Consider the following 12751-nt stretch of genomic DNA (forward strand, 5'->3'; position numbering starts at 1 on the left):
CCTTTCAAACCGAAGGAGAGCACCACATGCTTATCGAGCGCATTTACGACGAAGACCTCGCCCAGGCCAGCTACCTGATCGGCTGCCAGGCCAAGGGCGAAGCGATCGTGGTGGACGGCCGCCGCGACATCGCCGTCTATCAGGACCTGGCCGCGAAGAACGGCATGAAGATCGTGGCCGTCACCGAGACCCACATCCACGCCGACTACCTCTCCGGCACCCGCGAACTGGCCGCCGCCACCGGCGCCAAGATCTACGTCTCCGGCGAGGGCGGCCCGGACTGGCAGTACGAGTTCGACGGCGAGCGGCTCTGCGACGGCGACACCATCGCCCTGGGCAACATCAGCATCAAGGCAGTGCACACCCCGGGGCACACCCCCGAACATCTGTCCTTCCTGGTCACCGACGGCGCGTTCAGCGACAAGCCCGGCTACCTGCTCTCCGGGGACTTTGTCTTCTCCGGCGACCTGGGCCGCCCCGACCTGCTGGATGAAGCCGCCGGCGGCGTCGACACCCGCTTCGAGGGCGCCAAGCAGCTCTTCGCCAGCCTGCGCGACAAGTTCCTCACCCTGCCGGACTACGTCCAGGTGCACCCCGCCCACGGCGCCGGCAGCGCCTGCGGCAAGGCCCTGGGTGCCATCCCGTCCTCAACCGTCGGCTACGAACGCCTCTACGCCTGGTGGGGCCCCTACCTCGCCGCCAACGACGAGCAGGGCTTCATCAACGAACTCCTCGACGGCCAGCCCGACGCGCACGCCTACTTCGGCCGCATGAAGCGCGAAAACCGCGTCGGCCCGGACGTCATGGGCGAGCGTGCACCGCTGCAGGAACTGGAAACCGCCGTCGTGGCTGAAGGCCTGGCAGAAGACACCCTGACCTTCATCGACACCCGCTCCAACAGCGAGGTGCACGAAGGCACCGTCGTCCGCTCCCTGAACGTCCCGGCCGGGAAGTCCGTTGCCAGCTACGGTGCCTGGGTGGTCAACCCGGAGACGGACAAGAACCCGCTGGTGCTCCTGGCCAAGGACCAGGAGCAGGCGCAGGACATGTGGGACCACCTGGTCCGCGTGGGCATCGACAACGTGGCAGGCTACCTGACCAGCATCGACGGGCTGCCCACCTTCACCCCCAAGCTGATCCAGCCCGAGGAACTCGAAGGTTTCGACGCCGACATGGTCCTGGACGTCCGCAACAAGACCGAGCACAAGGCCGGCCACATCCCGGGCTCCTACCAGCTCAGCGGCGGCCGCGTCATGTGGCACCTCGACGAGCTCCCGGCCGGCGGCACCATCGTCTCCTACTGCCAGTCCGGCGTACGGAACTCGGTAGCCGCCAGCGCCCTGCGCCGCGCCGGGTACGACGTCGTCGAACTCGACGGCAGCTACGCCGCCTGGAACGCAAAGCAGAACAGCGTCCCCGCCGTCTAGCCAACAACCGAAGACCACCCGGGCAGGACCCCCCTCCTGCCCGGGTTCCGGTCCGGTTGCGTCCCCAGCGCATCCGGCCCCGGCCCGGGTGTGCCCCCCCACACGCCCGGGCCACCTTTTTGCCATCGACCGAACGGAGCACCCGCAATGCCCGGCAGAACACATGCCCTCCACACCCCCGGTTCACCCGGCGCGGTGCTGGGCCTGCGGCAAAACCTGGCACAGTTCATGCTGCTGGTCACCGTCAATGCTCTGGTGGGCGGCACCCTGGGCCAGGAACGCACGGTCCTGCCCCTGCTGGCCTCGCAGGAATTCCACCTCGACCTCTACACTGGCGCGCTGACGTACATCCTGGCCTTCGGCCTGTCCAAGGCCGCGATGAACTACTTTGCCGGCACACTCTCCGACAGGTACGGCCGCAAGCCGGTCCTCGTGGCCGGCTGGCTGGCAGCGGTACCGGTGCCGCTCATGCTCATCTTCGGTCCGTCGTGGGGCTGGATCGTAGCAGCCAATGTGCTGCTCGGGATCAGCCAGGGCCTTACCTGGTCCACGGCAGTAATCATGAAGATGGACCTGGTGGGACCAAAGCAGCGCGGCCTGGCCATGGGCTTCAATGAGGCGGCGGGCTACCTTGGCGTCGCCGTCACGGCATTGGCCACCGGCTACCTGGCCACCGCCTTCGGCTTGCGCCCCGCCCCCTTCCTGCTGGGCGCCGCGTACATTGCCCTCGGCCTGGGACTGACGGTCCTGGCCGTGAAGGAGACCCACCACCACGCCAGGACCGAGGCCTCCCAGCACGTCAGCAGCCAGGACAGCGCCCACGCCGGCCTCACCACCGGGCAGGTCTTCGCTCTCACCAGCTTCAAGGACCGCTCACTTTCCGCAGCAAGCCAGGCAGGCCTGGTGAACAACCTCAACGACGGCCTGGCATGGGGTCTCTTCCCTGTCCTGTTCGCCGGCGCCGGACTGAGCCTTGGCCAGATCGGCATCCTGGCCGCCGCGTACCCTGCCGCCTGGGGCGCCGCCCAGCTCGTCACCGGCGCCGCGTCCGACCGGTGGGGGCGCAAGTGGTTCATTGCCTCCGGGATGCTGGTGCAGGCCGCCGCCCTGGGGATCATTGCCTCAGCGCACGGCTTTGGGCCCTGGCTGGCCGCCGCCGTCGTCCTTGGCCTTGGCACCGCCCTGGTCTATCCCACCCTGCTCGCCGCGATCGGCGACGTGGCCCACCCGGCCTGGCGGGCCCGTTCCGTGGGTGTGTACCGGCTATGGCGCGACGGCGGTTTCGCCGCTGGTGCCCTGCTGTCCGGTGTCCTCGCCGACCTCTACGGCATCCCCACAGCCATCGCCGCCGTCGCGGTCCTTACCGCAGCGTCCGGCGTCGTGGTTGCCCTCCGAATGCGCGGCAACGACCACGCCCTGCGGTAGGGGCAGGCTCAGGACTCGAAGAAAGTGCTCGCGGCAGAGCCGTCGATGCCGGCAACGACGGAGCGGGCCACGTCGTAAAGCTTTTCATTCCGGGTGCTTGAGACGTCGCGCAGCAAATTGAAGGCTTCGTCTCCGGAGCAGCGGCTCTGGGCCATGATGATGCCCCGCGCCATGTCGATGGCAGTCCGATGGCTCATCGCTGCCTCGAGGTCCTCTGCCTTCAATTCCGCCCCGGCAATCCTTAGCCCCAGCCGAAGCGCACGGGCGGCTACCTGGGCGAACTCCCCCGCATCCTTGGAGACTTCCGGAGTAAACACTCCGGCACCCGCGGCAAAGAAGTTCAAGGCAGCCGACGCTTCGCTGCCTAAATCGAGCGGAACGCCAAGGACACTGTCAAAGCCCGTGGCTTGCAATTCCTTTTGGAAGGCCGGCCACCGTGCATCGGACGGAGCATCCAGGAGGGAAGGCTCCCCGCTCTGCAGCGCGTCAGTACAGGGTCCGTCCGCCAGGCGCTGCTCATGGCCGTCCAGCAGGATTGCCTCATCATCGCTGCCCGCGATCGTAGGCGGCCGCCTTCTGCGGTAAAGGGTGACGGCACATTCAATCGGCGTGCCGGCGGTCCTGGTCATTGCGGCCGCAGCGATACCGGTGATGCCCTCCAGGAGTCCCCTGATGTCGTCCATGTCGGCAACAAGATCGTGCAACTGCTCGAAATTACTCGCATCGTCACGTTCCATGGAGGCATTTTAAGCCACTCCTGCCCGTCGAATCAGCCCCATCGGGCTCCACAGGGTCTTTCACCCGGGTTCCCACCGCAGCGTCACCCGTGCGCAGCGACGTAGGCCACCAGCCCGTCCACGGTGGCCACGGCCGGGTAGTCCGCCTCCGGAATGTCCACGCCGGTGGCCTCCGCGATCACCTCCACCAGGCGGAGGAAGTCCAGCGAGTCCAGTTCCAGGTCCTGGCGGAGCCTGGCGCCACCCTCCAGGTCTTCCGGTTCGACGTCAGGCGCTACTTTCCCGATCGCCGCCTCCACCGCCTGACGCGCATCCTGTTCGTTCACCGTTCCTCCTCGCTCACAGGTCTTCCGGCGCCTGCAGCAGTTCGTCGATGCGGGCTAGGAACCGGCCGCCGCGCAGCCCGTCGCTCACCCGGTGGTCCGCAGACAGGGTGGCGATGGCGGCGTGCCGAATGCCGAGCATCCCGTTGTGCGCCCACGGCTGCTCCAGGACCTTGCCGAATCCCACCATGGCCACCTGCGGCGGGTAGATCACCCCGTACACGCTTTCGACGCCGAGATCCCCCAGGTTGGTCACGGTGATGGTGGGGTCGGCCATTTCCGCGCGCTGCAGCCGGCCCGCCCGGGCCCGGCCCACCAGGTCGCGCAGCTGGTCCATAAGTTCGTCCAGGCTGAGCGTGTCGGCGTCGTGCAGGGCCGGGGCCACCAGTCCGCCGTGCCGCAGCGCCACGGCGACGCCCAGATGCACGGCCTCGCTGGGGTGGAAGGCGCCCTTGGTGAAGAAGCCGTTCATGTCCGGCACTTCCTTGGCCGCGAGCGCGGTGGCCTTCAACAGCAGGGCGGACGGCACCAGCCGCGACGATACCGGCCGCTGCTGGTTTGCCGCCTGCATCCAGGCCATCGCCGCCGCCAGGTTCAGCGTGGTGGACAGGTAGTAGTGCGGGATCTCCTTCTTGGACCGGGACATCAGCGCGCCCACCGCCTGCCGCAGGCTCTCCGCCTTGCCGCCGGCCGCCGTCGGGCGTTTCCGCCGTGGCGCCTCTTCCGTGGCTTCGGGCGGCGGTTCGGCTGTTTGGGCTTCCGACGGCGGTGCTTCCGCCGGCTTTTCCGCCACCTGTTTCCGGGGTGGCCGTCCCCTGGGCGGGACGGCGGAAAGGACATCGTCCTCCGTCACCGCGCCACCCGGGCCTGTTCCGTTGACGTCCTGCAGGTCCACACCCAGTTCGGCCGCCAGCCGCCGCGCCAGCGGCGACGACCGGACCCGCCTGGCTTCGGCGGGTGCCGGGGCTTCCGGCGCTTCAGGTGAGGGGGCTTCCTGCGGCGCCGCGGGGGTGACGGACGCACCCGCGGCGCGTTCGACGTCGGCCCGCACCACCTCACCGCCGGGCCCGCTCCCGGTGATGCGTCCGACGTCGACCCCCAGCGTGTGCGCAAGGTGCCGGACCGGCGGGGAAGCTTTGACAACCTGCTCCTCGTGCCCGGCCCCGGCACCGGGGTGAGCGGGCGTGGGCTCCTGGGCTGCCAAAGGTGAGCGGGCGTCGGGGGAAAGGGGGCCGGAAGTGAGCGGGGGTTGCGGGAGTTCGGCGGGGGTGGCGGTGATCCGGGCGATGGGGGTGCCCACCTCAACGGTGTCACCGATGTCCACCAGGAATTCGGCCACCACGCCTTCCTGGAACGACTCGATGTCCATCACGGTCTTGTCGGTGTCCACGGCCGCCACCAGGTCGCCCTTGTGCACGTAGTCGCCCGGTTTGACCAGCCACTCCACCACTTTGCCGTGCTCCATGTCCGCGCCCAGGGACGGCATCCGGAACTCAGCCACCGGCGCCCACAGCCCTCCGCGCGGCCGCTATGACGCGCGGCACGGACGGCAGGGCCGCCTGTTCCAGGTGTTTGGCGTACGGGACGGGCACCTCCTCGCTGCACACCCGCTCCACCGGGGCGTCCAGGTCGAAGAACGCCTGCTCACTGATCCTGGCGGCGATCTCCGCGGAGATGCTGCCGCTGCGCCAGCCCTCGTCCACCACCACGGCCCGGTGCGTCCTGGCCACGCTGTTCAGGAGGGTGTGCGTATCCAGCGGGCGGAGCGTGCGCAGGTCCACCACGTCAGACCCGATACCCTCACCGGACAGCTGGTCCGCGGCCTCCAGCACCATGGGCAGCGTGCCACCGTACGTGATGAGCGTGACCGTGTCGGCGCTTCCGTCCGCCTGCCGCAGGAGCGCCGCCTTGTCGATGCCCACGGCCCCGGCGTCCTCGTCCAGCTCACCGGCCACGTTGTACAGCGAGCCGTGCTCGAAAATCAGCACCGGGTCCGGGTCCTGCAGCGCGGTCCACAGCATGCCGCGCGCATCGGCCAGGGTGGCCGGGGCCAGGATCCGGAGGCCGGGGATGTGCGCGTACCAGCCCTCCAGGCTGTGCGAGTGCTGGGCGCCCAGCTGCCGGCCGGCGCCGGTGGTCATCCGGATGACGATGGGCACGTTGAACTGGCCGCCGGACATGTGCAGCAGGGTGGCGGCGTTGTTGATGATCTGGTCCAGCGCCAGCAGGCTGAAGTTGACGGTCATGATTTCGACGACGGGCCGCATCCCGCCCAGCGCCGCGCCGATGCCTGCGCCCACAAACCCGGACTCGGAGAGCGGGGTATCGCGGATCCGTTCCGGCCCGAATTCCTCCAGCAGGCCCAGGCTGACGGCGAAGCTGCCGCCGTACCGGCCCACATCCTCGCCCATCAGGAACACGCGCTCGTCGCGCTGCATGGCGTCGCGGAGGGCCGCGCGCATGGCTTCCCGGTACGTGGTTTTCATCCTGCCGCCCCGCCTTTCCCTGGCTCCTTGCTGATGTCCGTCCCACTGCTGTCTTCTTCCAACCGGTCGCTGTACACGAACCGGGCGAGTTCGGACACCGGTTCCGGCGTCCCGTTTTCGGCGAATCCGACGGCGGTGCTGATCTCCGCGTCCACGTCCGCCTGCAGCCCGGCCCACTCATCGTCCGGCAGCTGCCCGGCGGCCTGCATGGTGCCCTGCAGCAGGCTGATGGGGTCCCGTTCCATCCACTGCGCCACCTCGGACTTCTCCCGGTACAGCTCGGGGTCGAACATGGAGTGGGCGCGGAAGCGGTAGGTGCGCAGTTCCAGGAAGTGCGGGCCGCCGCCGGACCGAACCGCGTCCACCGCGCGCCGGGCGGCTTCCTCCACGGCCAGCACGTCCATGCCGTCCACCGCCCATGCCGGTATTTCGTAGGCAGCCGCCTTGAGCGCGATGTCGGTCTGCGATTCGGAGCGGCCCAGTGCGGTTCCCATGGCGTAGAGATTGTTTTCGCAGCAGAACAGCACCGGCAACTGCCACAGCGCGGCCAGGTTCATGCTTTCGTGGAACTCCCCTTCAGCAACGGCGCCCTCGCCGAAGAAGCAGACGGTCACCTGCTGGCGCCCGGCCATCCGGTCTGCGAGCGCCAGGCCGACGGCGAGCGGCAGCCCGCCTGCCACAATCGCGTTGCCGCCGTAGAAGCGGGTGGCGGCGTCGAAGAGGTGCATGGAACCGCCGCGGCCCCGGCAGCAGCCCTCGGCGTGGCCGTACATTTCGGCGAGGATAGCGCCGGCGGAGACACCGCGCAGCAGGGCATGCCCGTGTTCGCGGTACGTGGCCACCACGGCGTCCTCCGGCGCCAGGGCCTCCATCACCCCGGCCGCCACGGCTTCCTCGCCGATGTAGACGTGCAGGAACCCGCGGATCTTGGCCGCGCTGTACAGTTCGATGCATTTCTCCTCGAGCCGGCGCACCCGCAGCATCTGCCGCAGGAGGTGCATCGCGTGCCCCGCATCCGGGACGCCCTGGTTCCTGAGGGTCGTCACGGCTGGTCCTTCAGTATCGCTGCCGGTCCCGCCGGGGATTCCAGCGTGGAGGTGTCGCCTTCGGGCAGCCCCAGTTCCCGGGCTTTGAGGAGCCGGCGCAGGATCTTGCCGCTGCGGGTCTTGGGCAGGGTGGCGGTGAAGTCCAGGAGCCTTGGCGCGACCGCGGCGCCCAGGCGTTTGCGTGCGAAGCCGATGATGTCCAGCTGCAGCTCCTCGCTGGGCTCGTGGCCGGGCCTCAGTTCCACGAAGGCCTTCACCACTTCCCCGGCCACCGGGTCCGGCACGCCGATCACGCCCGCTTCAGCCACGGCCGGGTGTTCCATGAGGCAGCTCTCCACTTCGAAGGGGCCGATCAGGTGGCCGGAGGACTTGATCACGTCGTCACCGCGGCCAACGAACCAGAAGTAGCCGTCGCCGTCGCGCTTTGCCAGGTCCCCGGTGAGGTACCAGCCGCCGGCGAAGCAGCGCCGGTACCGCTCCTCCTCGTTGAGGTAGCCACGGAACATCGAGGGCCAGCCGGGGCGCAGGGCCAGCTCCCCCATGGTGTCCGGCTCTTCGACCAGGACGGCCTGGCCGTCCTTGATGATGGCTTTGCCGTCGGCGTCGCGGGCCACCAGGGCAGCCTCGATGCCGGGCAGCGGCCTGCCCATGGAACCGGGGCGGATATCCATGGCGGGATAGTTGGCAATCATGATCCCGCCGGTCTCGGTCTGCCACCAGTTGTCGTGCACCGGCAGGCCCAACACATCCTGGCCCCACACCACCGCCTCCGGGTTCAGCGGCTCCCCCACGCTGGCGATGAAGCGCAGCGCGGAGAGGTCATGACCGGCCGCCCGTTCGCCGCCGGCCTTCATGAGCATCCGCAGGGCGGTGGGCGCGGTGTACCAGACGGTGACATGCTGCTCCGCAAGGATCCGGTACCAGCGGTCGGCGTCCAGTTCCTCCTCATCCACGATGGCGGTGACCCCGTGCACCAGCGGCGCGATGATGCCGTAGGACATGCCGGTCACCCAGCCGGGATCCGCGGTGCACCAGTAGATGTCGTCCGGATGCAGGTCCAGCGCGAAGCGGCCGGTGGCGTAATGGGCGGCGACGGCGTCGTGGACGTGGACGGCACCCTTCGGCGTGCCCGTGGTGCCACTGGTGAAGTGCAGCAGGGCCATGTCCCCGGGCTGCGTGTCCGCGACCTCCTCGATGGGGTCGACCTGGGCCAGGAGTGCGGCCAGGTCCAGGGTTCCCGGTTCCATCCGGCCGTCCGCATCCACCAGCAGGACGTGGCGGAGTTCGGGAAGGGAGTCCCGCACCGGTGCCACCTTCTTGCGGTACAGCGCCCTGGTGGTCACCAGCACCCTGCCGGCGCCCAAGTGCAGCCGCTGCCGCACGGGCTCCGGGCCAAAGGCGGAAAAGAGCGGGCAGAAGACGCTGCCGTTCTTGAAGGTGCCCAGCACGGCGGCATACAGGTCGGGGCTGCGGCCCAGCAGCGAGAAGACCCGCTCGCCGCGCCCCACGCCCAGGCCCTGCAGCACTGCCGCGAACCTTCCGGAGAGCTCCGCAAGCTGCCCGTAGCTCAAGGACCGGGTGCCGCCGTCGGCCTTAACAAAGCGCAGGGCTTCCCTGCCGCCGCGGCCTTCCGCCACGTGGCGGTCAGCGGCCTCGTAGGCGATGTTCAGCCCCCGTCCGCCGGGCAGCCCGGCCAGCGCCTGGCGCGCCCGATCCCAGGTGAAGTCCCGCCGGGCGGCGTCGTAATCCGGCATGTTGGGCTGCACCGGGAAGGCAGCCACGTCCTTGGTAATGGCGGGCCAGCGGGTGGAACCTTCAACTCCGGTGGTCATGCTGCTCCTTCATGGCTAGAACCCGGTGGGCTCGGTTTCGAGTTCAGGTTCGCCGGGCTGGTACTCGTGGTGCAGCGGCCTGAGCGCCTCTGTCCGCGGGTGCCAGAACAGTGCGTCGTAGCGTTCCCCCATCCGCGTGGGCACGTAGTTGCCCCGTTCCCGGTGCGGGTTGTACACCACTCCGATGGCCCGATGGCCGCGCCAGGACGTGAGCCAGGGCCCGGTCCTGTCGGCGCCGAGCACCAGGACGGACGGCTCCCCCAGCGCCTCGTTCAGCAGGTCCTCATGGCTCCCGTGCACGGCGGCCGGCACATCCATCACCCACTCCGGCGAGCCCCAGGACTCCGCAGCGGTGACGGAGCCGGCGTAGGACGCAAACCCGGCCAGCACCACTTCCCCGGGGTGCCGCTGGCGGACCAGCTGCCCGATGTTGACCATGCCGTCATGGGCCATGTCCGTGGCCCGGGCATCACCCACGTGCGTGTTGTGCGCCCACACCAGCCCCTTCGATGCCGGTCCGTGGTGGCGCGCAACCCGGTCGATGGTGTCGCTCATGTGGTGGTCCCGGATGTTCCAGGACTGCTGGTCGCCGCGCACCATGGTCCGGTAGTAGCGCTCGGCGTTGGTGGCAACGATGGCGTTCTGGATGGCGTCGAAGGCAGCGGGATCGTCCTGCATCCGGCCCAGCGTCCGCCGCCGGACCTCCGCCAGCAGCGCCACCACGTCCGCCTCGCATGACCGCGGGACCAGCCGGCTGCTCAAGGCATACCGCTGGGGGTCCTCGCGGTACGGGATGAAGCAGTGCCAGGCCTGCAGTGCCGCCGGGAGGGCGTCCTCGGCGTTGGCCTCCAGCCAGGTGAAGATTTCCCGCAGCGAATCCCACAGGGAGTAGACATCCAGGCCGTAAAAGCCCGTGCGCTGGTGTGCGGGGAGGTCCAGGTTCCAGTCGCGCAGCCAGGTAAGGAACCCGGCCACCTCCTGGTTGGCCCACATCCACGTGGGCCAGCGTTCAAAGCCGGACAGCAGCCGGCGGGCATCCATGTCCTGGCCGGCCTCGCCCCGAACCCAGCGGTTGATCCGCCAGCAATCCGGCCAGTCCCCTTCCACGCCGATCCACGTGAAGCCGTACTCCTCGATCAGCCGCCGGCTCAGCAGCGCCCGCCAGTGGTAATACTCCTGGGTGCCGTGCGATGCCTCGCCCACGCACACGAACCTGGCAGGGGCAGCGAGGCGGACCAGGGGTTCAAGGTCGTCTGCCGTGGCCAGGGGGCGGGCGAGGCTGCGGATCTGGCCGGCTTCAGCCTCCCGTTCGGCCCCCCGCTCCGCCCAGCGGCCGTCAGCGTTCATTCCTGGCCTCCGGCATGGACCGCCCCACCGGCGCGGGCAGGAGGTACTGCCGGAACCAGTCCGCGGCAAGGGTGGCGGCCATGGCCAGGGTACCGGGCTCTTCAAACAAGTGTGTGGCGCCCGGGACGATTTCCAGCCGGGTGGGTGCCTGCATTTGCGCCATGGCCTGGCGGTTGAGGGCCAGTACCTGGGTGTCCGCACCGCCAACGATCAGGAGCGTGGGTGCCTTCACTGCGGCCAGCCGCGGACCGGCCAGGTCCGGCCGGCCGCCGCGGGAGACCACGGCTTCAACCTGGGCCCCAGGCTCTGCGGCAGCCCACAGCGCGGCGCCCGCGCCGGTGCTGGCACCGAAGTAGCCGATGCGCCCGGCGGAGCCGTCATGCCTCGCTTCCAGCCAATGGGTGGCGGAGGAAAGGCGGTGCGCCAGCAGGCCGATGTCGAACACATTGGCCCGGTTGACCTCCTCCTCCGGGGTCAGCAGGTCAAGCAGCAGGGTGCCCAGGCCCGCCCCGTGCAGCACGGAGGCGACGAAGCGGTTGCGGGGGCTGTGCCGGCTGCTGCCGCTGCCGTGGGCAAAGAGGACGGTCCCGTCACACCTGGCCGGAAGGTAGAGGCTGCCGCGCAGCACCACCCTTCCTGCCGGGATCTCCACATCCTGTTCCAGGCTGCCGTCCCCGCCTTCCTCGGTACGGCGGCGGGCCGGGGAGGCGGCCGCGTCCAGCAGCTGCACCACCTCGCCATCCTCCGTGGGCGAAAAATCGTGGTAGTAGTAGCCCACGGCCTGGAAGTCCTGGGGCGAGAGCAGGCAGACGACGTCGTCCGGTTCCTTCAGCTCAACGATGGCGCGGGCGGGGGCCACCGGAACGGCGAGGATCACTTTCGCTGCGCCGAGGTGCCGGGCCACCTGGCAGGCGGCCCTGGCGGTGGACCCGGTGGCGATGCCGTCATCCACGATGATCACCGTGCGGCCCGCGAGGTTGAGGCGCGGGCGTCCCTGCCGGAACCGGGCCACCCTGCTTTCCAGCAGTGCGCGTTCCTGCCGTTCCACCTGCTGCAGGTCCTCCTGGGAAACCCGTGCCATGGAAATGGTGCGCGGGTCCAGGACGCGGACCCCGCCCTCTCCGATGGCCCCCATTGCCACTTCGGGCTGGAACGGAACACCCAGTTTCCGCACCACGATGACATCCAGCGGCGCCTCTAGGGCCTTGGCCACCTCGAACGCCACCGGCACACCGCCGCGGGGCAGGCCCAGCACCACCACGTCCCGTTCGCGCAGGCCGGCGAGCCGTTTGCCCAGCCGCCGCCCGGCGTCGGGCCTGTCATGAAACGCAACCATTACTGTCACCCGCCATGCATGATTTCTTCCCCGGGCGCCGCTGCCGCGGCAGGGGCCCAGGACATGCGGAGGACAAAGTGGGCGTCGGAACTGCTCTTGGCAATCACCGCCCCCGCGTCCCCCGCAAGTTTCACGCCGAATTCGATTTCGATCTTCTCCGGGGTTAGTTCCGCCATGGCCTCCAGTGCTGCGCGGGCGGCCGGACGGACGCTGGCGAGTGCATCTTCCAGGCGCCTGCCCGTATCCAGGATTCCCTGCTCGTTCCGTGCCGGCCGGTCCACGCCGTAGCTGTCGTCGGCCGCTTCAACGAGCACGGTCCCGGATCCCACCTCGTACCGCAACACCTCAGTCATGGCGGATTCCTTCTACTAATGCGAGACGCGGTAGGTCCGGCGGACGTCGGTGCTGGGCTTAATGGCCACCGCTGTTACCACCAGTGCCACTGCCCCTGCGATCCATGACGTCCAGGCAGCCCCCGTCGCTCCCGTGTACGTTCCGAGCCATGGCGAGAGGACCAGTCCTGCTGCGAGGATGGCCTGCACGTATTCCATGGCCGGAGTTCCCGGCATGGCCAGGTTGATGATGCCGCTGACCACCAGGAGCCCGCCGAAGACGAGCATGAGGGTGGTGGACATGCTTTGCTGCCGCGTGAACAGGACCGCCACCGCGGTAAAGAGTCCGGCGGCAACCGTTACGTAGTCCTGCCACCGATACCACTTCTTCACTGACTTTTCCTTTCTGTGTGGGGCGCCGGCGCCCTGTGCGCTTCCGCCCCGCGGGCCTTTGTTTCCC

At 69.1% G+C, this 12751-nt stretch carries 12 protein-coding genes; 2 read left to right on the forward strand and 10 right to left on the reverse strand.

Annotation, left to right across the window (positions count from 1 at the left end; genetic code table 11):
• The first annotated feature begins 26 nt into the window (after positions 1-26).
• Both ACIGJD_RS15930 and ACIGJD_RS15935 read left to right on the forward strand, forming a co-directional pair.
• Positions 27-1427: an MBL fold metallo-hydrolase gene (locus ACIGJD_RS15930; RefSeq protein ID WP_483687010.1), complete on the forward strand. Its 1401-nt coding sequence runs from the start codon at positions 27-29 to the stop codon at positions 1425-1427.
• 147 nt (positions 1428-1574) lie between these two features.
• The gene (locus ACIGJD_RS15935; RefSeq protein WP_483687011.1) at positions 1575-2852 is read left to right on the forward strand and encodes an MFS transporter; all 1278 of its coding nucleotides are present in this window, start codon (positions 1575-1577) and stop codon (positions 2850-2852) included.
• Between the two features lie 8 nt (positions 2853-2860).
• Here ACIGJD_RS15935 and ACIGJD_RS15940 read toward each other — a convergent pair whose 3' ends face one another.
• The 10 genes from ACIGJD_RS15940 to ACIGJD_RS15985 all read right to left on the reverse strand — a co-directional run bounded on the left by ACIGJD_RS15940 (position 2861) and on the right by ACIGJD_RS15985 (position 12684).
• Positions 2861-3589: a GAF and ANTAR domain-containing protein gene (locus ACIGJD_RS15940; protein WP_483687012.1), complete on the reverse strand. Its 729-nt coding sequence runs from the start codon at positions 3587-3589 to the stop codon at positions 2861-2863.
• Positions 3590-3672: 83 nt separating this feature from the next.
• Positions 3673-3915 carry an acyl carrier protein gene (locus tag ACIGJD_RS15945; protein WP_483687013.1) on the reverse strand — a complete coding sequence of 81 codons (243 nt, stop codon included), beginning with the start codon at positions 3913-3915 and terminating at the stop codon, positions 3673-3675.
• Positions 3916-3928: 13 nt separating this feature from the next.
• Complete coding sequence (locus tag ACIGJD_RS15950; RefSeq protein ID WP_483687014.1) at positions 3929-5413, reverse strand: 2-oxo acid dehydrogenase subunit E2; 1485 nt, start codon at positions 5411-5413, stop codon at positions 3929-3931.
• Entirely contained in the window at positions 5406-6398 is a 993-nt protein-coding gene (locus ACIGJD_RS15955; protein ID WP_483687015.1) for an alpha-ketoacid dehydrogenase subunit beta, read from the reverse strand. Before ACIGJD_RS15955 ends, ACIGJD_RS15950 begins: the two co-directional genes overlap by 8 nt.
• On the reverse strand, positions 6395-7444 hold the full coding sequence (gene pdhA / locus ACIGJD_RS15960; RefSeq protein ID WP_483687016.1) for a pyruvate dehydrogenase (acetyl-transferring) E1 component subunit alpha: 1050 nt from the start codon (positions 7442-7444) through the stop codon (positions 6395-6397). The genes ACIGJD_RS15955 and pdhA overlap by 4 nt, the downstream gene beginning before the upstream one ends.
• A complete protein-coding gene (acsA, locus tag ACIGJD_RS15965) occupies positions 7441-9276 on the reverse strand; it encodes an acetate--CoA ligase (RefSeq protein ID WP_483687017.1) in 1836 nt (611 codons plus the stop codon). Before acsA ends, pdhA begins: the two co-directional genes overlap by 4 nt.
• Positions 9277-9291: 15 nt before the next feature.
• Positions 9292-10623, reverse strand: a complete 1332-nt coding sequence (locus ACIGJD_RS15970; RefSeq protein ID WP_483687018.1) for an erythromycin esterase family protein — start codon at positions 10621-10623, stop codon at positions 9292-9294.
• Positions 10613-11959, reverse strand: coding sequence for a phosphoribosyltransferase family protein (locus ACIGJD_RS15975; RefSeq protein ID WP_483687019.1), 1347 nt, complete (start codon positions 11957-11959; stop codon positions 10613-10615). Before ACIGJD_RS15975 ends, ACIGJD_RS15970 begins: the two co-directional genes overlap by 11 nt.
• Before the next feature lie 5 nt (positions 11960-11964).
• Positions 11965-12312 carry a CU044_2847 family protein gene (locus tag ACIGJD_RS15980; RefSeq protein ID WP_483687020.1) on the reverse strand — a complete coding sequence of 116 codons (348 nt, stop codon included), beginning with the start codon at positions 12310-12312 and terminating at the stop codon, positions 11965-11967.
• A 15-nt stretch (positions 12313-12327) separates the two neighbouring features.
• Entirely contained in the window at positions 12328-12684 is a 357-nt protein-coding gene (locus tag ACIGJD_RS15985) for an SPW repeat domain-containing protein (protein WP_142132795.1), read from the reverse strand.
• Between the last annotated feature and the right edge of the window lie 67 nt (positions 12685-12751).

This window comes from Arthrobacter sp. E1SS-5 (assembly GCF_057073715.1).

Coding starts and splice junctions, on each gene's coding strand:
- ACIGJD_RS15930 (WP_483687010.1), top strand. CDS start 27: ATGCTTATCGAGCGCATTTACGACGAAGACCTCGCCCAGGCCAGCTAC.
- ACIGJD_RS15935 (WP_483687011.1), top strand. CDS start 1,575: ATGCCCGGCAGAACACATGCCCTCCACACCCCCGGTTCACCCGGCGCG.
- ACIGJD_RS15940 (WP_483687012.1), bottom strand. CDS start 3,589: ATGGAACGTGACGATGCGAGTAATTTCGAGCAGTTGCACGATCTTGTT.
- ACIGJD_RS15955 (WP_483687015.1), bottom strand. CDS start 6,398: ATGAAAACCACGTACCGGGAAGCCATGCGCGCGGCCCTCCGCGACGCC.
- acsA (WP_483687017.1), bottom strand. CDS start 9,276: ATGACCACCGGAGTTGAAGGTTCCACCCGCTGGCCCGCCATTACCAAG.
- ACIGJD_RS15970 (WP_483687018.1), bottom strand. CDS start 10,623: ATGAACGCTGACGGCCGCTGGGCGGAGCGGGGGGCCGAACGGGAGGCT.
- ACIGJD_RS15975 (WP_483687019.1), bottom strand. CDS start 11,959: ATGGTTGCGTTTCATGACAGGCCCGACGCCGGGCGGCGGCTGGGCAAA.
- ACIGJD_RS15980 (WP_483687020.1), bottom strand. CDS start 12,312: ATGACTGAGGTGTTGCGGTACGAGGTGGGATCCGGGACCGTGCTCGTT.